The 19,733-nt window shown below is 65.9% G+C and carries 18 protein-coding genes; 2 read left to right on the top strand and 16 right to left on the bottom strand.

Features of this window, described 5'->3' with window-relative positions; genetic code table 11:
* Positions 1 to 11: 11 nt before the first annotated feature.
* The 16 genes from ACMGEZ_RS20570 to serA form a co-directional block, all read right to left on the bottom strand.
* Entirely contained in the window at positions 12 to 434 is a 423-nt protein-coding gene (locus tag ACMGEZ_RS20570) for a BLUF domain-containing protein (RefSeq protein WP_436824129.1), read from the bottom strand.
* Positions 435 to 439: 5 nt separating this feature from the next.
* A complete protein-coding gene (folE, locus tag ACMGEZ_RS20575; protein ID WP_436824130.1) occupies positions 440 to 1,171 on the bottom strand; it encodes a GTP cyclohydrolase I in 732 nt (243 codons plus the stop codon).
* Positions 1,172 to 1,240: 69 nt separating this feature from the next.
* A complete protein-coding gene (locus tag ACMGEZ_RS20580) occupies positions 1,241 to 2,014 on the bottom strand; it encodes an endonuclease/exonuclease/phosphatase family protein (RefSeq protein WP_436824131.1) in 774 nt (257 codons plus the stop codon).
* A complete protein-coding gene (nudB, locus tag ACMGEZ_RS20585; protein WP_436824132.1) occupies positions 2,011 to 2,478 on the bottom strand; it encodes a dihydroneopterin triphosphate diphosphatase in 468 nt (155 codons plus the stop codon). The genes ACMGEZ_RS20580 and nudB overlap by 4 nt, the downstream gene beginning before the upstream one ends.
* 18 nt (positions 2,479 to 2,496) lie before the next feature.
* On the bottom strand, positions 2,497 to 4,302 hold the full coding sequence (aspS, locus tag ACMGEZ_RS20590) for an aspartate--tRNA ligase (RefSeq protein WP_436824133.1): 1,806 nt from the start codon (positions 4,300 to 4,302) through the stop codon (positions 2,497 to 2,499).
* Positions 4,303 to 4,334: 32 nt separating this feature from the next.
* A complete protein-coding gene (locus tag ACMGEZ_RS20595; RefSeq protein WP_436824134.1) occupies positions 4,335 to 4,955 on the bottom strand; it encodes a DUF502 domain-containing protein in 621 nt (206 codons plus the stop codon).
* 16 nt (positions 4,956 to 4,971) lie between these two features.
* Positions 4,972 to 5,319: an FmdB family zinc ribbon protein gene (locus tag ACMGEZ_RS20600; protein WP_436824135.1), complete on the bottom strand. Its 348-nt coding sequence runs from the start codon at positions 5,317 to 5,319 to the stop codon at positions 4,972 to 4,974.
* A 128-nt stretch (positions 5,320 to 5,447) separates the two neighbouring features.
* The gene (locus tag ACMGEZ_RS20605) at positions 5,448 to 6,896 is read right to left on the bottom strand and encodes a high affinity choline transporter 1 (RefSeq protein WP_436824136.1); all 1,449 of its coding nucleotides are present in this window, start codon (positions 6,894 to 6,896) and stop codon (positions 5,448 to 5,450) included.
* A 16-nt stretch (positions 6,897 to 6,912) separates the two neighbouring features.
* On the bottom strand, positions 6,913 to 8,478 hold the full coding sequence (gene ubiB / locus ACMGEZ_RS20610; RefSeq protein ID WP_436824137.1) for a ubiquinone biosynthesis regulatory protein kinase UbiB: 1,566 nt from the start codon (positions 8,476 to 8,478) through the stop codon (positions 6,913 to 6,915).
* On the bottom strand, positions 8,475 to 9,029 hold the full coding sequence (locus ACMGEZ_RS20615) for a ubiquinone biosynthesis accessory factor UbiJ (protein ID WP_436824138.1): 555 nt from the start codon (positions 9,027 to 9,029) through the stop codon (positions 8,475 to 8,477). The genes ubiB and ACMGEZ_RS20615 overlap by 4 nt, the downstream gene beginning before the upstream one ends.
* A 46-nt stretch (positions 9,030 to 9,075) precedes the next feature.
* Positions 9,076 to 10,119: a Tim44 domain-containing protein gene (locus ACMGEZ_RS20620; protein ID WP_436824139.1), complete on the bottom strand. Its 1,044-nt coding sequence runs from the start codon at positions 10,117 to 10,119 to the stop codon at positions 9,076 to 9,078.
* Positions 10,120 to 10,156: 37 nt separating this feature from the next.
* The gene (gene ubiE, locus ACMGEZ_RS20625; protein ID WP_436824140.1) at positions 10,157 to 10,888 is read right to left on the bottom strand and encodes a bifunctional demethylmenaquinone methyltransferase/2-methoxy-6-polyprenyl-1,4-benzoquinol methylase UbiE; all 732 of its coding nucleotides are present in this window, start codon (positions 10,886 to 10,888) and stop codon (positions 10,157 to 10,159) included.
* A 97-nt stretch (positions 10,889 to 10,985) separates the two neighbouring features.
* Positions 10,986 to 11,399, bottom strand: a complete 414-nt coding sequence (locus ACMGEZ_RS20630; protein ID WP_436824141.1) for a gamma-butyrobetaine hydroxylase family protein — start codon at positions 11,397 to 11,399, stop codon at positions 10,986 to 10,988.
* A complete protein-coding gene (locus ACMGEZ_RS20635) occupies positions 11,399 to 11,845 on the bottom strand; it encodes an HIT family protein (protein ID WP_436824142.1) in 447 nt (148 codons plus the stop codon). Before ACMGEZ_RS20635 ends, ACMGEZ_RS20630 begins: the two co-directional genes overlap by 1 nt.
* Positions 11,842 to 15,762, bottom strand: a complete 3,921-nt coding sequence (locus ACMGEZ_RS20640) for a DUF3683 domain-containing protein (RefSeq protein WP_436824143.1) — start codon at positions 15,760 to 15,762, stop codon at positions 11,842 to 11,844. Before ACMGEZ_RS20640 ends, ACMGEZ_RS20635 begins: the two co-directional genes overlap by 4 nt.
* A gap of 90 nt (positions 15,763 to 15,852) precedes the next feature.
* Positions 15,853 to 17,082, bottom strand: coding sequence for a phosphoglycerate dehydrogenase (gene serA, locus ACMGEZ_RS20645; protein ID WP_436824144.1), 1,230 nt, complete (start codon positions 17,080 to 17,082; stop codon positions 15,853 to 15,855).
* A gap of 241 nt (positions 17,083 to 17,323) precedes the next feature.
* On the opposite strand from serA, the gene ugpB reads away from it, so the two are divergent.
* Complete coding sequence (ugpB, locus tag ACMGEZ_RS20650) at positions 17,324 to 18,634, top strand: sn-glycerol-3-phosphate ABC transporter substrate-binding protein UgpB (RefSeq protein ID WP_436824145.1); 1,311 nt, start codon at positions 17,324 to 17,326, stop codon at positions 18,632 to 18,634.
* A 170-nt stretch (positions 18,635 to 18,804) separates the two neighbouring features.
* Complete coding sequence (gene ugpA, locus ACMGEZ_RS20655) at positions 18,805 to 19,686, top strand: sn-glycerol-3-phosphate ABC transporter permease UgpA (RefSeq protein WP_436824146.1); 882 nt, start codon at positions 18,805 to 18,807, stop codon at positions 19,684 to 19,686.
* Positions 19,687 to 19,733: the final 47 nt, after the last annotated feature.

Below are 19,733 nucleotides of genomic sequence, written 5' to 3' on the forward strand. Positions count from 1 at the left end.
CGATGCCGCCCTCAGTGACGGCCGACGATGGCGGCAGTCGCCATCAGCTCTTCCAGCAGCGCGAGCGAAACCTTGCCCGAGACCGAATACGGGTCGAGCTCCGGCTTTTCCGAGTACTTGAGCAGGGTCGAGACGTTGAGCTTGGACAGGTTGACCTGCCCCATGGTCCAGCCGCCGAAGCGGCGTTCCGTGATTTCCTCGTAGTGCAGCAGCACCACGTCCTTGTGGCGCGGATCCCTCTGGATATGACCATAGAGCTCGCTGATCGCGGTCCGACCGCCCTCGATGGCCTGCAGGAACACACCGCCGCCGTAGCAGAGGATGCCTGTGACGCCGCAGGCGATGTTGTGGGAGCGCGATTGCGCGAGGATCGCCTCCACCGCGCCGGGGCTGGTGTCGACGGCACGGCTGACATAGAGCAGGCGTACGAGCATGGCGTTCAACTCCGACGCGGGATCAGCGCGAGGAATTCGCGCCGCAGGTTGGAATCCTTGAGGAAGACGCCGCGCATCACGGAGTTGATCATCTTGCTGTCCATCTCCTTGACGCCGCGCCATTGCATGCAGAAATGCTCGGCCTCCATCACCAGCGCCAGCCCGTCGGGCTGGGTGCGCTCCTGGATCAGGTCGGCCAGTTGGACCACGGCCTCTTCCTGGATCTGGGGACGGCTCATGACCCACTCGGCCAGCCGCGCGTACTTGGACAGGCCGATGACGTTGGTCTTCTCGTTGGGCATCACGCCGACCCAGAGCTTGCCGATGATCGGGCAGAAGTGGTGCGAGCAGGCGCTGCGCACCGTGATCGGACCGACGATCATGAGCTCGTTCAGATGCTCGGCGTTAGGGAACTCGGTGAGCGAGGGCTGGGCCACGTAGCGGCCCTTGAACACCTCGTTCAGGTACATCTTGGCGACGCGGCGCGCGGTGTTCTCGGTGTTGTGGTCGTTCTCGAGGTCGATCACCAGCGCCTCGAGCACGGCCTTCATCTTGTGTTCGACCTCGTCGAGCAAGCTCTCCAGCTCGCCGGGCTCGACGAACTCGGCGATGTTGTCGTTGGCATTGAAACGCTTGCGCGCTGCCAGCAGGCGCTCCCGGATTTTCACGGAGACGGGCGTGCCCTCATCCCCGGCGTCCGGCTCGGAGCGCTCCGCGGTGTCGATTTTCCTTAGCATCAGCGCATCCTAACAGCGAATGAACCACAGCGAATGTCCCTGCAGCGCGCTCCCTGCCTGACCATCAAGCTATTGTTTTGATAGCACGAAGTCAGCCACCAGCGGCAGATGGTCGGACATTCGCGCCCAGATCGGCCCCCGCGGCACGGTGGTCGCCACCGCCTCGACCTGCCGGCCGTAGATGAAATCGAGCTGCGTCACCGGCAGGCGCGAAGGATAGGTCAGCGTGCGCGGGCCGCGCAGGTCGCCGGTGTCGCGCAGGCCCATGGCGTTCATCGCGTAGCGCATGCGGGCACCCCAGTCGTTGAAGTCGCCGGCCACCACCAGCGCCTCGCCCGGCGGAATCTCGCGATCGATAAACTCGCGCAGCAAGGCGATCTGGCGCACCCGGCTGCCTCGGATCAGGCCAAGGTGCACCACGATCGCATGCACCGGCTGGCCTTCGACCTCGATCGCCACGTGCAGCAGGCCGCGCTGCTCGAAGCGGTGGTCGGAAATGTCCTGGTGGGTCTTGCGCAGCACCGGCCAGCGCGTGAGCAGTGCGTTGCCATGTTCGCCATGCCGCGTGATGGCATTGGTCTCGTAGATGGCGGTGTAGCCCTCGGGAGCCAGAAAATCGGCTTGCGGCACCTCGGGCCAGTGCCTGAAGCGCGCGGCGGCCTGGCGGTTCATCTTGCGCACTTCTTGGAGGCAGACGATATCGGCGTCCAGTTGCTCGATGGCATGGCCCAGGTTGTGGATCTCGAGCCGCCGCGTCGGTCCGATGCCTTGCACCCCCTTGTGGATGTTGTAGGTGGCGACCCTTAGGTTGCTGCCGCTTGGGGTGCTGCTCGGCAAATTCATTGCGCAAATTTTGGCAGCAGCAGGATCGCTTCTGCATTCGAAGGGGAAAAGCAGGCATCGGCCGCCTCGCGGTAGGGCAGCCAGCGCCAGGCCGTGTGCTCGCGCGGGTCCAGCCGAGGTGTCAGGCGCTCGGGCACGCACAGGCCGAACAGGTGCTCGGTGTTGTGGGTGACGCCTGGAGCATAGCGGGAACGCCAGCGGGGATAGATCTCATAGACGTTCTGCAGCTGCCAGTCGCGCAGCTGGCAGGCCAGCGCGCTGCCCTCGCGGCAGTCGATGCCGGTCTCCTCGGCGACCTCGCGCGCCGCCGTGAGCGCCAGTGGCTCGTCGACGTCATCCTTGCTGCCGGTCACCGACTGCCAGAAATCCTCGGCGTCGGCACGTTGGATCAGCAGAACCTCGAGCGCCGGGGTGTGGATCACCACCAGCACCGATTCAGGAATCTTCCAGGGCCGCTCGCTCATGCTTGCGCCCCTTCCCTCTCAGGCGGCCGGCTGGGGATTGCGCAAGCGGATATGCAGCTCGCGCAACTGCTTCTCGTCGACCGGGCTCGGCGCCTGCGTCAGGAGGTCCTGGGCGCGCTGGGTCTTGGGGAAGGCGATCACGTCGCGGATGGACTCGGCGCCGGTCATCAGCATCACCAGCCGATCGAGGCCGATCGCGATGCCACCATGCGGCGGCGCTCCGTACTGCAGCGCGTCCAGCAGGAAGCCGAACTTGTTCTGCGCGTCTTCCGGACCGATCTTGAGGGCGCGGAACACCTTGCTCTGCACCTCCTCGCGGTGGATACGCACCGAGCCGCCGCCCATCTCGATGCCGTTGAGCACCATGTCGTAGGCCTTGGCGATGCACTTTTCGGGGGCGGTGTCCATGAGGTCCTCATGGCCGTCCTTGGGCGAGGTGAACGGGTGGTGCACGGCCGACCAGCGCTGGCCTTCCTCGTCGAACTCGAACATCGGGAAGTCGACCACCCACAACGGCGCCCAGCGTTCCTCGAACAGGCCGTTCTTGCGGCCGAAGGCGCTGTGGCCGATCTTCACGCGCAGTGCGCCGATGGCGTCGTTGACGATCTTCTCCTTGTCGGCGCCGAAGAACAGGATGTCGCCGTTGCGTGCGCCGGTGCGCGCGATGATCTCGGCCAGCGAGGCGTCGTTGAGGTTCTTCACGATCGGGCTCTGCAGGCCCTCGCGGCCCTGGGCCGCGTCGTTGACCTTGATGTAGGCCAGGCCCTTGGCGCCGTAGATCTTGACGAACTCGGTGTAGGCATCGATGTCGCCGCGCGAGAGGCCGCCCTCGGCGCCGCCGCCGGGCACGCGCAGCGCGACGACGCGGCCGCCCGTCATGCCGGCCGCCTGCGCGAAGACCTTGAACTCGACATTGCGCATCACGTCGGTGAGCTCGGTGAACTCCAGCTTCACGCGCAGGTCGGGCTTGTCGGAGCCGTACTTGAACATCGCATCGGCATAGCTCATGACCGGGAAGGGTGGCAGCTCGACCTGGGCCGCGCTGCGGAACACCTTGCGGATCATGCCTTCGAACATCTCGCGGATCTCCTCCTCGGCCATGAAGGAGGTCTCGATGTCGATCTGCGTGAACTCGGGCTGGCGGTCGGCGCGCAGGTCCTCGTCGCGGAAGCATTTGACGATCTGGTAGTAGCGGTCGAAGCCGGACACCATCAGGAGCTGCTTGAAGAGCTGGGGCGACTGCGGCAGCGCGAAGAAGCTGCCGTCGTGCACCCGGCTGGGCACCAGGTAGTCGCGCGCGCCCTCGGGCGTGGACTTGCCGAGCATCGGCGTCTCGATGTCGATGAATCCATTGGCGTCGAGGAACTTGCGCACCTCCATCGTGACCTTGTAGCGCAACATCATGTTGCGCTGCATCACCGGACGGCGCAGGTCGAGCACGCGGTGCGTGAGGCGGGTGGTCTCGGAGAGGTTGTCGTCGTCGAGCTGGAAAGGGGGCGTCACCGATGGGTTGATGACCTTCATCTCGTGGCACAGCACCTCGATCTTGCCGCTCTTGAGGTTCTCGTTGATCGTGCCCTCGGGTCGCGCGCGCACCAGGCCCGTGACCTGCACGCAGAACTCGTTGCGCAGGCCTTCGGCGGTGGCGAAGGTGGCGGCGCGATCGGGGTCGCACACCACCTGGACATAGCCCTCGCGGTCGCGCAGGTCGATGAAGATCACGCCACCGTGATCGCGGCGGCGGTTGACCCAGCCGGACAGGGTGACGGTTTGGCCCAGCAGGGCTTCGGTCACGAGACCGCAATAGTGTGTACGCATGGCCATAGTGGATTCCGGCGCCGTCGGTGGCGCTTGTTTTATCTGTTCGCGATGGTCGCGGGGCCGCCGGGAACGACCACGCCCATCGACACGATGTACTTGAGCGCGTCGTCCACGCTCATCCTGAGTTCAATGCAATCGCTTCGCTTGAGCATCACGAAATAGCCGCCCGTCGGGTTAGGCGTGGTGGGCACGTAGACGCTCAGGTAGTCGCCGCCGCCCAGTTCCGAGAGCACCTCGCCACCCGGCGCGCCGGTCACGAAGGCGATGGTCCAGAAGCCGTCGCGCGGCCACTGGACCAGCACCGCGGTGCGGAAGGCATTGCCGTTCTCGGAGAACAGCGTGTCCGACACCTGCTTGACGCTGGAATAGATCGAGCGCACCACCGGGATGCGGCGCACCACTGCGTCGCCCCAGCCCAGCAGGCGCTTGCCGATGAAGTTGCTGGCGGTGGCGCCGACGACCAGCAGGATCGCCAGAGTCAGCAGTACGCCCAGCCCGCGCACCTTGTGCGCGGTGAGCCATTGCTGCCAGTGCTCGGGCAGCAGCCACAGCGTCTGATCCAGCGTGCCGATGATCCAGTTCAGAACGCCCAGCGTGATGACCAGCGGCACGATGACCAGAAGGCCGGACAGCAACCATTTGCGCAGGGCGTGCATGACGTGGGCGCGGCTCTCAGTCGCCCTTGGAGGCGGCTGGAGCAGTTGCGGGCGCCGGGGTGGGAGTGGGCGATGCGGCGGCCGCGGGCGCGTCGGCGGCACCAGTCGAGGCGGGAGTGCCCTCGGCGGGCGCGCTCGTCCCCTTGTCGCCATTGCCCTTCTCGGCTGCCTTCTTGCCCCCGCCATCGCGGAAATCGGTCACGTACCAGCCCGAGCCCTTCAGCTGGAAGCCGGCGGCGGTGACCTGCTTGCTGAACGCGCTGGCGCCGCAGTGCGGGCAATCCGTCAGCGGCGCATCGGACAGTTTCTGCAGCACGTCCTTGGCAAAGCCGCAGGCGCTGCACTTGTAGGCGTAGATAGGCATGGGTAGGAGGGGAGAAGAGCGGCCGGCGGCTGCTCGCAAAGCTTTAAATTATAGGTTGGCACGAGGGTGCCCCAAGGCTTGCCCTTCCTGCATCCACCACCGGCTCGAGAGGCGTACTTCACACCTTTTCAAACGGGATCGACCGCCAGCGGGCGGTGCGGCGTGCGCCGATTGGCGAGCCATTGCGGCGCCAGCGAACCCGCGAACATGCCCGCGAATGAGGCCAGCACGCCGGCAAGCTGGGCCGGGAATTCCTCGCCCCACGGCATGGCGAGGAACAGGAGCCACACCCCGATACCGAGCACCACGGAGGCCACCGCGCCCTGGGTGGTCGCCCGCTGCCAGTACAGGCCGCAGACCAACGGCACGAAGGCGCCTACCAGCGGCACCTGGTAGGCGCCCGAGACCAGCTCGTAGATCGGGGTGCCCTGCATGCGGATCGCATAGGCGAGTACCGCGGCGCTGAACAGCAGCACCGTGATGCGCATGGTCAGCAGGTTCTCCCGGTCGGTGCCGGCCGGGCGGAACTGGCGCCAGATGTTTTCCGTGAAGGTGACGCTGGGCGCCAGCAGGGTGGCGGACGCGGTGGACTTGATGGCTGACAGCAGCGCCCCGAAGAAGAACACCTGCATCACGAAAGGCATCTTCTCCAGCACCAGGGTGGGCAGCACCTTCTGCGGATCGTCCTTGAGCAGCGTGGCGGTCTGCTCCGGCATGATGAGCAGGGCGCTCGCCACCAGGAACATGGGCACGAAGGCGAACAGGATGTAGGCGATGCCGCCGATCACCGGCCCGCGGGTCGAGGCCTTGACGCTGTTGGCCGACATGACGCGCTGGAACACGTCCTGCTGCGGGATCGAGCCCAGCATCATGGTGATGGCCGCGGCGAAGAAGAAGACGATCTCCTTCCAGCTCGGCTCGGGCCAGAAGCGGAACAGGTCCTTGCTGGCGGCGAAGGCCACTACCTTGTCGGCGCCGCCGGCCATGTTGCCGGCGAACATCGCGATCACCGCCAAGCCGAGCACCAGGATGATCATCTGGATGAAATCGGTCACCGCCACCGACCACATGCCGCCGAACAGCGTGTAGGCCAGGATCGAGATCACGCCGATGACCATGCCGGCCGGGATGCTGACGACACCACCCGACAGCAGGTTGAACACCAGCCCCAGCGCCGTGACCTGCGCCGAGACCCAACCCAGGTAGCTCAGCATGATGATCAGCGAACAGGCGACCTCGACGGTGCGGCCGAAGCGCTCGCGGTAGTAGTCGCTGATGGTGAGCAGCGTCATGCGGTAGAGCTTGCCGGCAAAGAACAGCCCAACCAGGATCAGGCAGGTGCCGGCGCCGAACGGGTCTTCGACCACGCCGTGCAGCCCGCCCTCGATGAACTTGGCGGGAATGCCGAGCACGGTCTCGGAGCCGAACCAGGTGGCGAAGGTCGTGGTCACGATCATGAAGAGCGGCAGGTGCCGCCCGGCGATCGCGAAGTCGGTGGTGTTCTTCACGCGCTTGGCGGCGTACAGGCCGATCGCGATCGTGACGAGCAGGTAGACGATGACCAGGGTCAGCAGCACGGCGGGATCCTCCTATTCAGAACAGACGCACGCGCACCAGCACCTGCATCGCGATCAACCCCAATACAAAACCTATGCCACCGTAGATGATGGCTTGCAGGAGCCGGTTGGTCCGCTTTTGAGCGGCCAGCAGCTCCAGCAGTTCGCGGCGGTGGTCGGCGGGCCGATTCTCGAGGAAATCGTGCATCAGCCGAGGAAGCTGCGGCAGCAGCTTGGCGTAACGCGGCGCTTCGTCGCGCAGCTGCTCCAGCAGCTTGCGCGGGCCGATCTGGTCGCTCATCCATTTCTCCAGGAACGGCCTGGCGGTATGCCACAGGTCCAGCTCCGGGTCGAGCTGGCGCCCCAGGCCCTCGATGTTGAGCAGGGTTTTCTGCAGCAGCACCAGCTGCGGCTGGATCTCGACGTGGAAGCGGCGCGAAGTCTGGAACAGGCGCATCAGCACCATGCCCAGCGAGATTTCCTTCAAGGGGCGATCGAAATAGGGCTCGCAGACGGTGCGGATCGCCGCCTCCAGCTCGTCGATGCGCGTGCCCTCGGGCACCCAGCCGCTCTCCAGGTGCAGCTCCGCCACCCGCTTGTAGTCGCGCCGGAAAAAGGCGGCGAAGTTCTGCGCCAGGTACTCCTTGTCGGACTCCGTCAACGTGCCGACGATGCCGAAGTCCAGCGAGATGTAGCGCCCGAAGGTGGCAGGCTCCAGGCTGATCTGGATGTTGCCGGGGTGCATGTCGGCATGGAAGAAGCCGTCGCGGAACACCTGCGTGAAGAAGATGGTGACGCCGTCGCGCGCGAGCTTCGGGATGTCGACGCCGGCGGCGCGAAGGCGGTCCAGTTGCGCGATCGGCACCCCCTTCATGCGCTCCATCACGATCACCTCGGGATGGCAGAAGTCCCAGAACATCTCGGGGATCATCACCAGCTCGAGCTTGGTCATGTTGCGCCGCAACTGGGCTGCGTTGGCGGCCTCGCGCACCAGGTCGAGCTCGTCATGCAGGTACTTGTCGAACTCGGCCACCACCTCGCGCGGCTTGAGGCGCTTGGCGTCGCTCGACAAGTTCCCGACCCATGCGGCCATCATGGCCATCAACTCGAGGTCCTTCTCGATCACGTCCCGCATCCCGGGCCGCAGCACCTTGACCGCGACTTCGCGGATCGCCCCACCGGACTCCCGAAGGGTCGCAAAGTGCACCTGGGCGATCGAGGCGCTGGCGACTGGCGTCTCGTCGAAGTCGACGAAGACCTCGCCTACCGGGCGACGGAAAGCGCGCTCGATGGTCGCGATCGCGATCCTGGAGTCGAAGGGCGGCACGCGGTCCTGCAGCCAGGCCAGCTCATCGGCGATGTCCGCCGGCAGCAGGTCGCGCCGCGTCGACAGCACCTGCCCGAACTTGACGAAGATCGGCCCCAGGCTTTCCAGTGCCTCGCGCAGGCGCTGGCCCCGGGGCGCGTCGAGCTTGCGGCCGAAGGAAACGATGCGCGCCACCACCCGCAGCCAGGGCTTCTGGAAGCTGGTGAGCACGAGCTCGTCGAGCCCGTAGCGCAGCGCGACCAGGACGATGAAGACGCCGCGGTAGAAGCGCCTCATTCGGTGCCTGCGGAGCCGGCGGGCTTGCCTCCGCGCTCACCGACGAACCGCCGCAGGCCCTCGGCCACACGCCGCGCACCGTTCGCTACCGCGTGAGCCGGCACATCGCCGATCAGGCGTGCCAAGTCGTCCTCCACGTCCCAGCGCACGTGGTCGACCAGCCAGTTGACCTCGGCGGCCAGCTGCACGTCGCCCTCGATCCGCACCGCGGGTTTCTCGCCGCGGACGGCGGCCCGCGCCAAGCCAAAGGGCGAGGTCTCGGCGAGCACCAGCATGAGCTCGGGCACCGCGTCCTCCGGTGCCAGGTCGAGCAGACCGGCCGGCGTGGCGACAACCTTCATGGTCACGAATCGCCATTCGAATTCGACCACCCTGCCCTGCTGGCGCGCCAGGCGCTGCTGGGCTTCGGGTTCCTGCTGCAGCACGTGGTTGAGAAAGAGCACGGCGCGATGCTGGACCTCGTGAATCACCCAGCCCGGCGGCTGCAGGCGGCTGCCGACGCGGTTGATGAAATCGTCGAGAAATGAAAAAGGGGACGATGGTGTGACCATGTCCCCATTATCCCGGTCTTGCGACCGGCTTCGAAGCGCGAGGCGCCTACTGCAGGGCCTGCACGCCGGCAACCAGCCAGCCACTCGAACCGCTGGTCGGCTTGGTCATGTTCCAGACTTCGCGGAACGGGCTCGGGCCGGAGGACAGGTCCTCGCGGATCATGCCGGAGAACTCGACACTCGCCAGGTAGGCATCGGGCAGCTCCTCGATGCCCAGCAGCTTGGCGTCCAGCATGACCACCTCGGTCTTGTTGGGTTGGCCGCCCGTGTGGTTCTCGCGCTCGCCCAGTTGCTGGCGGATCTCGCCAACCATGCCGTCGGTCATCATCGAACGCAGGGTGCCGATGTCGGCACGGTCCCAGGCGTCCTGCAGCGTCACGAAGTTGCGCTTGGCCGCGGCCAGGAAGCCTTCCGTGTCGAAGCCGGCCGGGATGCCCCAGGACTGCGCGCCGCTCAGGGCCGAGCCGATCAGGCTGCCGCCGCTGGCTGCCGCCGCGCCGGCCATCGACGAGCCGCCGCGGTCGACTGTGTGCTCGGGCTGTGCCGGGCTGGCGTCGAAGGCCGCGGTGTTGCGCTCCCAGGGACGGGCCGAGGCGTCGTTGCCGACGTTGTTCGGGCTGTACTGCACGGGCGAAGCAGCATTGGCTGGACCGCCTGCGCCCTGGAAGGCGAAGCCGCCGCTGCGCTGCGCGCCGTTGGCACGCGAACGGGCCGCGAAGATGCGCCACACCACCACCGCTGCAAGCACCAGAAGCGCGATCAGCAGGATGTTGCCGAAGGCCGCGCCCAGGCCGAGCGAGTTGGCGAGCCAGGCCAGGCCCAGGCCCGCGGCCAGGCCGCCGAGCATCGCGCCCCATGGACGCTTGGGCGCTGCAGCAGGCGCCGCAGCGGCAGGCTTGGCAGCCGCGCTGTTCACATTGCTCTGTGCGGGGGCACCGGGCGTGGCGGGCGGGGTGGGCGCCGCCTCACGCTGCGTCACGTTATTCGACTGCTTGCCTACGGACTTCCCTCCGCCGAGGCGGCGTGCGTCGGCATCCATGCTTCCGACAGCCAGGGCACACACCAACAAAACGGACAACAAACTTTTCATGACGTCTCCTCTAACGGCAAAGAAATCTCTCTGATCATCAACACTTGATTCCAACATGCAGGGCGACGACGCCCCCCGTCATGTTGTGATAGTCCACATGCCCGAAACCGCCCTCTTTCATGAGGGTCTTGAGCCCCTCCTGTGAGGGGTGCATCCGGATCGATTCGGCCAGGTAGCGGTAGCTCGCGTCATCGCCCGCGACCACCTTGCCCAGGCGCGGCAGCACGCTGAAGGAGTACCAGTCGTAGATCTTCGACAAGGGCTTGGCGACCTTGGAGAACTCCAGCACCAGCAGCTTGCCGCGCGGCTTGAGCACCCGGTTCATCTCCTTGAGCGCCAGGTCCTTGTGCGTCATGTTGCGCAGGCCGAAGGCGACGCTCACGAGGTCGAAGTGGTTGTCGGGAAAAGGCAACTTCTCGGCATCGCAGACCACCGTGGGCACCGCGACGCCGGCATCGAGCAGCCGGTCGCGACCGGTGCGCAGCATGGCCTCGTTGATGTCGGTGTGGATCAGCTCGCCGCTCGGACCCACCTTCTTCGCGAAGGCCAGGGCGAGGTCGCCGGTGCCGCCCGCGATGTCCAGCACCTTCGAGCCCTCGCCGACGTTGGCGACCATCACGGTGTAGGCCTTCCAGGCGCGATGCAGGCCACCCGACATCAGGTCGTTCATCAGGTCGTAGCGGTTGGCGACCGAATCGAACACGCCGCGTACGCGTCGTGCCTTGTCGCCTTCCTCGACCGTCTCGAAGCCGAAATGGGTGCTGCTCATCCATCCGATGTTAGGTCGGAAGCGTTCATGTCAAGCCGACGCCCCTGCAAGGACGGCGGGCATTCGTTGCTTTTTGCGGCGAGAGAGCTCGGATTCTTCAGTGGCTGCCGCAGGCGTGGCCGCCCTTCTCGGCCATCGGCGCGTCGCGGTCGACGCCCGCGGCGGCAAGGCGCTGCTCGTACTCCGCCCACAGTTCTTCCTGCTTCGCGCCGAGCTCGTACAGCAGGTCCCACGAGTAAATGCCAGTGTCGTGGCCATCGGAGAAGCTGGGCTGCACGGCGTAGTTGCCGACCGGCTGCAGGTCCAGCAGGTCGACATCGCGCTTGCCGGTCTGCAGCACTTCCTGTCCTGGCCCATGGCCCTGGACTTCGGCCGAGGGCGAGTAGATGCGCATCAGCTCGAAAGGGATGCGGAAACTCGCGCCATCGGAAAAGCTCACCTCCAGCACGCGCGATTGGCTGTGAACTGTGATCGACTGGGGCGTCGGCGCGCCCGTTTGCAAACCTGCCATCAAGAACTCCTTGTCGCCAGACGCCGGGCCATGTCCCGTTCCAGCGCCTCCAGTTTGACCTCGATCGCGGCCTCGCGTTGCAGGTCGCGGTCGCGCTGCGCGGCGGCCCAGACCGGCCCGGGGAAGCGCGTGTCCCAATCAAAGCGCGCGATCACGTGCCAATGCAGGTGCGGCACCATGTTGCCGAGCGCCGCGAGGTTGATCTTGGCCGGCGCCAGCGCGTCGCGCAGGCATTGCTCCACCGCGACCACCGCGTTCATGCACAGCACCCGATCTTCCGGCGCGAGATCGGACCATTCGGCCACATGGTCTTTCCAGACAACGCGATAGAAGGCAGGAAAGCCCTCTTCGGCCGCGTGGATGACGCGAAGCGCAGGTGCCTCGAACACCGTGCGGCCGCCGGGCTCCTGGCACAGCGGGCAGCCCGCCACGCGCAGCCCCGTCATACCAGCACCCGCTCGATGCCGCCCTGATTGGCAGCCGCCACGTAGGCGGGCATCCAGTCCTTTCCGAGAATCCTGTTGGCCATCTCGACGACGATGTAGTCGGCCTCGAGCAGGCCGTTCTCGAGGTCCTTGCCATAGCGGCTCAGGCCCTGCAGGCAGCTCGGGCAGCTGGTGAGGATCTTGACGTTGTCCTTGGGCGCGACCATGCCGCCGTCGCGAAGCGCGGCTTCGCCCTTGCGCAGCTCCTCCTCCTTGCGGAAGCGGACCTGCGTCGAGATGTCCGGCCGCGTCACGCCGAAGGTGCCGGATTCGCCGCAGCAGCGGTCGTTCTTGAGCACCTGCTCGCCGACCAGCGCCTTCACCGTCTTCATCGGATCCTGCAGCTTCATCGGGCTGTGGCAGGGGTCGTGGTAGAGGTAGGCGGAGCCGTTGGCCCGATCGGTCGCGCTCTCGAGGGTGATGCCCTTCTCGAGCAAATATTCGTGGATGTCGATGATCCGGCAGCCCGGGAAGATCTTCTCGAACTGGTAGCCCTGCAGCTGGTCGTAGCAGGTGCCGCAGCTCACCACCACGGTCTTGATGTCCAGGTAGTTCAGCGTGTTGGCGACACGGTGGAAGAGCACCCGGTTGTCGGTGATCATCTTCTCGGCCCGGTCGTACTGGCCGCTGCCGCGCTGCGGGTAGCCGCAGCACAGATACCCCGGCGGCAGCACGGTCTGTACGCCCGCGTGCCACAGCATCGCCTGCGTGGCCAGCCCCACCTGCGAGAACAGCCGCTCCGAGCCGCAGCCCGGGAAATAGAACACCGCCTCGGTCTCTGGCGTGGTGGCCTTCGGGTTGCGGATGATCGGCACGTAGTCGGCATCCTCGATGTCCAGAAGCGCCCTCGCGGTCTTCTTGGGCAGGCCGCCCGGCATCTTCTTGTTGATGAAGTGGATCACCTGCTCCTTGATCGGAGCCGGCCCCAGCGTGGCCGGCGGAGCGGCGGTCTGCTTCCTGGCCAGGCCGCGCAGCAGGTCGTTGACCAGCCGCTGGGCCTTGAAGCCGATGTCCACCATGCCGGTGCGCATGGCCTTGATGGTCTGCGGGTTGGTGGCATTGAGGAACAGCATCGCGGCCGCGTTGCCGGGGCGGAAGGACTTCTGGCCCATCTTGCGCAGCAGGTTGCGCATGTTCATCGAGACGTCGCCGAAGTCGATGTTCACCGGGCAGGGCGTGAGGCACTTGTGGCAGACCGTGCAGTGATCGGCCACGTCCTCGAACTCCTCCCAGTGCTTGATGCTGACGCCGCGCCGGGTCTGCTCCTCGTAAAGGAAGGCCTCGACCAGCAGCGAGGTCGCGAGAATCTTGTTGCGCGGCGAGTAGAGCAGGTTGGCGCGCGGCACGTGGGTGGCGCACACCGGCTTGCACTTGCCGCAGCGCAGGCAGTCCTTCACGCTGTCGGCGATGGCGCCGATGTCGCTCTGCTGCATGATCAGCGACTCGTGGCCCATCAGCCCGAAGCTGGGCGTGTAGGCATTGGTCAGGTCGGCATAGAGGCCCGGGCCGGCGTGCATCGAAGGCCGAAGCAGCTTGCCCTTGTTGAAGCGGCCTTCGGGGTCGATGCGCTGCTTGTAGTCCGCGAAGGGCCGCAGCTCGTCGTCGGACAGGAACTCGAGCTTGGTGATGCCGATGCCGTGCTCGCCGGAGATCACGCCGTCGAGGCTGCGCGCCAGCACCATGATGCGCGCCACCGCGGCGTGCGCGGTCTGCAGCATCTCGTAGTTGTCGCTGTTGACCGGGATGTTGGTGTGCACGTTGCCGTCGCCGGCATGCATGTGCAGCGCCACCCAGACCCGGCCCTTGAGCACCCGCTGGTGGATGGCGTTGCACTCGGCCAGGATGGGCGCGAACTCGGCGCCGGAAAAGATGGCGGCGAGGGGCGCGCGGATCTGCGTCTTCCAGCTGGCGCGCAGCGAATGGTCCTGCAGCTGCGGGAACAGCGTGTCGATCCGATCCAGCCAACCCTGCCACAGCGCACGCACCTCGCGCACCAGCCCCAAGGCCTGCGCGACGCGGTCCTCCAGCAGCTCGGCCGACGAGATCTCGTTGGCGTCGTCGCTCTTGCCCAGAGGCAGGTTTCCGCGCAAGAAGAAGGCCTCCAGCTCGTCGGCGAGCGCCAGCTTGTTCTTGAGCGAGAGCTCGACGTTGATGCGCTCGATGCCGTCGGTGTATTCGGCCATTCGCGGCAGCGGGATCACCACGTCCTCGTTGATCTTGAAGGCGTTGGTGTGGCGGCTGATCGCAGCGGTGCGCTTGCGGTCCAGCCAGAACTTCTTGCGCGCCTCGGGGCTGATGGCGATGAAGCCCTCGCCACTGCGCGAGTTGGCGATGCGTACCACCTCCGAGGTAACCCGCGCTACTGCATCGGCATCGTCGCCGGCAATGTCACCGAACAGCACCATCTTCGGCAGGCCGCCGTGCTTCTTGGACTTGGTGGCGTAGCCGACGGCCTTGAGATAGCGATCGTCCAGATGTTCGAGACCCGCCAGCAGGACCGGGGAGGGACCCGGTCCTTCACCATCCTTGCCCGAGCGCTTCTGCAGGGAGAACATGAAGTCCTTGATTTCGACGATGCTGGGCACCGCGTCCTTGGCATTGCCGAAGAACTCCAGGCACACCGTGCGGGTGTGCGCCGGCATGCGGTGCACGACCCAGCGGCAGCTGGTGATCAGGCCGTCGCAGCCCTCCTTCTGGATACCCGGCAGGCCCGAGAGGAACTTGTCGGTCACGTCCTTGCCGAGGCCCTCCTTGCGGAAGGTCTTGCCGGGGATCTCGAGCCGCTCGCTGCGCAGCCTCGTCCGGCCATCGGCCGCGAAGTACTGCAGCTCGAAGACGGCGCTCTCGGCGTCGTGGATCTTGCCCAGGTTGTGGCCGATGCGCGTAACCTCCAGCCACTCGGCATCGGGGGTCACCATGCGCCACGAGGCCAGGTTGTCGAGCGCGGTACCCCACAGCACCGCCTTCTTTCCGCCCGCGTTCATCGCGACGTTGCCGCCGACGCAGGAGGCCTCGGCCGAGGTGGGGTCGACCGCGAACACGAAGCCCGCGCGCTCGGCCGCATCGGCCACGCGCTGGGTCACCACGCCTGCCTCGGTCCAGACGGTCGGCACGGGCTGGTCGAGGCCCGGCAGGGTGACGAACTCGACCTCGGTCATCGCCTCCAGCTTTTCGGTGTTGATGACGGCGCTGTTCCAGGCCAGCGGGATCGCACCGCCGGTATAGCCGGTGCCGCCGCCCCGCGGGATGATGGTGAGGCCGAGTTCGATGCAGCCCTTGACGAGCGCGGCCATCTCGACCTCGCTGTCGGGCGTCAGAACGACGAAGGGATATTCGACGCGCCAGTCGGTCGCGTCGGTGACGTGCGACACGCGCGACAGGCCGTCGAACTTGATGTTGTCGCGCGCGGTGAGCCGGCCGAGCGTGCGCGTGGCCTTGCGGCGAAGCGCCGCGACGTCGCGGAACAGGGTGTCGAAAGCCTGCACCGCTTGCGCCACCAGGGCGGTGAGCTCGCCCACCAGCGCATCGCGCTGGGCGGCGGCATCGGGGGTGCGCCGCTTCTGCACCTCGGACAGGCGGTGGCTGAGCGCATCCACCAATTGGCCGCGCCGACGCGGGTTGTCCAGCAGGTCGTCTACCAGGTAGGGATTGCGCTGCACCACCCAGATGTCGCCCAGCACCTCGTACAGCATGCGCGCGGAGCGGCCGGTTCGGCGCTCGGCGCGCAAGGTCTGCAGCAGGTCCCAGCCGCGCTCGCCCAGAAGGCGGATCACGATCTCGCGATCGGAGAAGCTGGTGTAGTTGTAGGGGATCTCACGCAATCGCGCGGGCTCTGCGGCCTGCGACAACAACGCCGTCAACGCGGTCGGTGCATTCATCGGGGTGGGCCTCGGTCGGGCGCTGCGCGCCCCTGAACCAGGGCCGCCGATTTTAAGTCAGGGCCGCACGCACAGTCCCGCGCTCAGCGCTCAGAACAGCACCCGGCTGCGGATCGTGCCCGGCACCTTCGCCAATTTCTCCAGCGCGAGGTCGGAGTAGGCGGCGTCGATGTCCGTCACCACGTAGCCCACCTTCTCGTTGGTCTGCAGGTACTGCGAGGCGATGTTGATGTTGTTGTCCGCAAAGACGCGGTTGATGTCCGAGAGCACGCCGGGCACGTTGCGGTGGATGTGCAGCAGCCGGTGCTTGCCCGGGTGGGCAGGCAGCGCCACCTCGGGGAAGTTGACCGAGGAGGTCGAGGTGCCGTTGTCGCTGTACTTGACCAGCTTCTCGGCCACCTCGAGGCCGATGTTGGCCTGCGCCTCCATGGTGGAGCCGCCGATATGGGGCGTGAGGATCACGTTGTCCAGCCCGCGCAGTGGCGACTGGAACTCCTCCTTGTTGCTGCGTGGTTCGACCGGGAACACGTCGATCGCGGCGCCCAGCAGCTTCTTCTGCCTGAGCGCCTGGGCCAGCACCTCGATGTCCACCACCGTGCCGCGCGAGGCATTGATCAGGATCGACCCGGGCCGCATGGCGGCGATCTCCTTGGCGCCGATCATCCACTGGGTGGCCGGCGTCTCGGGCACGTGCAGGCTCACGATGTCGCTCTGCAGCAGCAGCTCGTTCAGCGTGCGCACCTGGCGTGCGTTGCCCAGCGGCAGCTTGGTGACCACGTCGAAGAAGGCGACCTGCATGCCCAACGCCTCGGCCAGCACCGAAAGCTGCGCCCCGATCGAGCCGTAGCCCACGATGCCCAGCGTCTTGCCGCGGATCTCGAATGCGTTCTCGGCCGACTTGAGCCAGCCGCCGCGGTGCGCCACCGCGCTCTTTTCCGGAATGCCGCGCAGCAGCAGGATGGCTTCGGCCAACACCAGTTCGGCGACCGAGCGCGTATTGGAATAAGGGGCGTTGAAGACCGCCACGCCGTGCTCGCGTGCGGCATCGAGATCGATCTGGTTGGTTCCGATGCAGAAGGCGCCGACCGCAACGAGCTTCTGCGCGGCGGCAAAGACGTCCGGCGTCAGCTGCGTGCGCGAGCGGATACCGAGGAAATGCACATCGCCCAGGCGCTGCTTCAGATCCTGTTCCGGCAGGGCCCCGGGCAAGGTCTCGATGCTGGTATAGCCCGCTCCCCGCAACACTTCGACAGCCGAGGGGTGAATGCCTTCGAGCAGAAGAAACTTGATCTTGCTTTTGTCGAGGGAGGTCTTGCTCATACGCGTGGCGGAGGCCCCGACCGACCGAAGTTCAGGCGGAGGCAGCAGTACCTGAAAAATGGGAGGGCGATGCTAGCATGGTGCGACGCAGCAAGCAGCCTCCTGCAGCCCTGCGGCCCACACGCAAAAAGGGTTTCCCCGTCTACTGGCCCGATGCTGAGCTGCGACAGAATGTGACGCGGCCGTGTCATACGTGCGGCCTAGCATTCGCGCTTTTGTTTCCTCCTCAGGAGTCTCTCTCATGCGATTCAAGACGTTCGCCGTGGCATCGGCGCTTTCGGCAACGCTTTCGGCGCCTGCCATGGCCCAAACTGAAATCCACTGGTGGCATTCCATGAGCGGCCCGCTCGGCGAATGGGTCAACGATCTGGCCAAGCAATACAACGAGAGCCAGAAGGACTACAAGGTCGTGCCGACTTACAAGGGTCAGTACGACGAGTCGATGACGGCAGCCATCGCCGCCTTTCGCTCCGGCAATGCGCCTGACATCCTGCAGGTCTTCGAGGTGGGTACCGCGACCATGATGGCCTCCAAGGGTGCCATCAAGCCGGTGGGCGAAGTGATGAGTTCGGGCGGAGCCAAGTTCGACCCCAGCGTCTACGTGCCCGCGGTGGCGGGCTACTACACGGCGCCGAACGGCCAGATGCTGAGCTTCCCCTTCAACAGCTCGACGACGATCTTCTACTACAACAAGGATGCCTTCAAGGCGGCAGGCCTGGACCCTGAAAAGGCTCCGACCACCTGGCCCGAAGTCATTGCGGCGGCCGACAAGCTGAAGGCCAGCGGCCACAGGTGCCCATTCACGACGAGCTGGATGAGCTGGACCCAGCTGGAGAGCTTCTCGGCCTGGCACAACACCCTGTACGCGACGCAGAACAACGGCTTCGGCGGCACCAGCGCGCGCCTAGCCTTCAACTCGCCGCTGCAAGTGCGCCATTTCGAGAACCTGGCCAAGATGTCCAAGGACGGCACCTTCGTCTACAAGGGCCGCAACAACACGGCCGACGCCGCCTTTCCTTCCGGCGAATGCGCCATGATGACCGGCTCGTCGGGGCTGTACGCCCGCGTGGCCAAGGACGCCAAGTTCAAGTACGGCATCTCGACCCTGCCCTACTACCCCGAAGTGAAGGGCGCACCGCAGAACACGGTGATCGGCGGCGCCAGCCTGTGGGTGATGTCCGGCAAGCCGGCCGACCACTACAAGGGCGTGGCCAGCTTCTTCAACTACCTGTCCGATACCAAGGTGCAGTCCGAGAGCCACAAGCGCACCGGCTACCTGCCCATCACCACGGCCGCCTACAAGCTGACCGAGGCCTCGGGCTTCTACAAGGAAAAGCCGGGAACCGACGTGGCCGTGACGCAGATGATCCGCAAGACCACCGACAAGTCGCGCGGCGTCCGCCTGGGCAATTTCGTGCAGATCCGCACCATCATCGACGAAGAAACCGAGCAGATCTGGAACGGCAAGAAGAGCGCCAAGGAGGCACTCGACGCGGCCGTCAAGCGCGGCGACGAGCAGCTCGAGCGCTTCCAGAAGGCGAACAAGAGCTGACGCCGGCTCGCGCCTGCGCAGCCCTTTGGGCGTCCACGGCACCCGACCCTGCCCTCCCCGCCAAGCGGGGAGGGTGCCTGCCGAGGAGGTGGGCGCCGCAGTAGACTCGCACGCCCGCCCTTATCGGAAGACCGAGGGCGGGCGTTTCGTTTTTGAGGGTTTGGAGGGATATGGAGAAACGCGTTCTTTTCCGGTCGGCCTGGCTGCCCTGGCTGCTGGTCGCGCCGCAGATGGCGGTGATCCTGGTGTTCTTCTTCTGGCCGGCAAGCCAGGCCATCTGGCAATCGCTGCAGTCGGAGGACGCCTTCGGCACGTCCACCGTCTTCGTCGGCCTGGAGAACTTTCACAACTTGTTCGACGACCCGGCCTACGTCGAATCCTTCAAGGTCACCGCACTCTTTTCGGTTCTGGTGGCCGGCAGCGGCATCGCGCTGTCGCTGATGCTGGCAATCTTCGCCGACCGCATCCTGCGAGGCGGCCTGGTCTACAAGACCTTCCTGATCATTCCCTACGCGGTGGCGCCGGCCATTGCTGGCGTGCTGTGGGTGTTCATGTTCTCGCCGAGCATCGGGGTGGTGTCGTACTTCCTGCGCTACATCGGAGTGGACTGGAACCATCTGCTCAACTCCAACCAGGCGCTCACGCTGATCGTGGTGGCCGCCGTGTGGAAGCAGATCTCCTACAACTTCCTGTTCTTCCTGGCCGGCCTGCAGTCCATTCCCAAGGCACTGATCGAGGCCGCCTCCATCGACGGCGCCGGGCCGCTGCGACGCTTCGCCACCATCCAGTTCCCGCTGCTGTCGCCCACCACCTTCTTCCTGCTGGTGATCAACATCGTCTACGCCTTCTTCGATACCTTCGCGATCGTGCATGCAACGACCGAAGGCGGACCGGGGCGCGACACCGCGATCCTGGTCTACAAGGTATGGCACGACGGCTTCAAGGCACTGGACCTGGGCGGCTCGGCCGCGCAGTCCGTGGTGCTGATGGTGATCGTCGTCGGGCTGACGGTGATCCAGTTCCGCTACGTCGAAAAGAAGGTCCAGTACTGATGGCTGCCCATCCCGTCGCCCCTTCCCTCCCCTTCCCCCGGAGGCAA

Source organism: Variovorax stachyos (genome assembly GCF_051400855.1).
In the GTDB taxonomy this organism is placed as follows: domain Bacteria; phylum Pseudomonadota; class Gammaproteobacteria; order Burkholderiales; family Burkholderiaceae_C; genus Variovorax.

Coding starts and splice junctions, on each gene's coding strand:
- ACMGEZ_RS20570 (WP_436824129.1), bottom strand. CDS start 434: ATGCTCGTACGCCTGCTCTATGTCAGCCGTGCCGTCGACACCAGCCCC.
- aspS (WP_436824133.1), bottom strand. CDS start 4,302: ATGGCCATGCGTACACACTATTGCGGTCTCGTGACCGAAGCCCTGCTG.
- ubiE (WP_436824140.1), bottom strand. CDS start 10,888: ATGAGCAGCACCCATTTCGGCTTCGAGACGGTCGAGGAAGGCGACAAG.
- ACMGEZ_RS20635 (WP_436824142.1), bottom strand. CDS start 11,845: ATGACGGGGCTGCGCGTGGCGGGCTGCCCGCTGTGCCAGGAGCCCGGC.
- ACMGEZ_RS20620 (WP_436824139.1), bottom strand. CDS start 10,119: ATGAAAAGTTTGTTGTCCGTTTTGTTGGTGTGTGCCCTGGCTGTCGGA.
- ACMGEZ_RS20595 (WP_436824134.1), bottom strand. CDS start 4,955: ATGCACGCCCTGCGCAAATGGTTGCTGTCCGGCCTTCTGGTCATCGTG.
- ugpB (WP_436824145.1), top strand. CDS start 17,324: ATGCGATTCAAGACGTTCGCCGTGGCATCGGCGCTTTCGGCAACGCTT.
- ugpA (WP_436824146.1), top strand. CDS start 18,805: ATGGAGAAACGCGTTCTTTTCCGGTCGGCCTGGCTGCCCTGGCTGCTG.
- ACMGEZ_RS20600 (WP_436824135.1), bottom strand. CDS start 5,319: ATGCCTATCTACGCCTACAAGTGCAGCGCCTGCGGCTTTGCCAAGGAC.
- nudB (WP_436824132.1), bottom strand. CDS start 2,478: ATGAGCGAGCGGCCCTGGAAGATTCCTGAATCGGTGCTGGTGGTGATC.
- ACMGEZ_RS20615 (WP_436824138.1), bottom strand. CDS start 9,029: ATGGTCACACCATCGTCCCCTTTTTCATTTCTCGACGATTTCATCAAC.
- folE (WP_436824130.1), bottom strand. CDS start 1,171: ATGCTAAGGAAAATCGACACCGCGGAGCGCTCCGAGCCGGACGCCGGG.
- serA (WP_436824144.1), bottom strand. CDS start 17,082: ATGAGCAAGACCTCCCTCGACAAAAGCAAGATCAAGTTTCTTCTGCTC.
- ACMGEZ_RS20640 (WP_436824143.1), bottom strand. CDS start 15,762: ATGAATGCACCGACCGCGTTGACGGCGTTGTTGTCGCAGGCCGCAGAG.
- ACMGEZ_RS20580 (WP_436824131.1), bottom strand. CDS start 2,014: ATGAATTTGCCGAGCAGCACCCCAAGCGGCAGCAACCTAAGGGTCGCC.
- ubiB (WP_436824137.1), bottom strand. CDS start 8,478: ATGAGGCGCTTCTACCGCGGCGTCTTCATCGTCCTGGTCGCGCTGCGC.
- ACMGEZ_RS20630 (WP_436824141.1), bottom strand. CDS start 11,399: ATGGCAGGTTTGCAAACGGGCGCGCCGACGCCCCAGTCGATCACAGTT.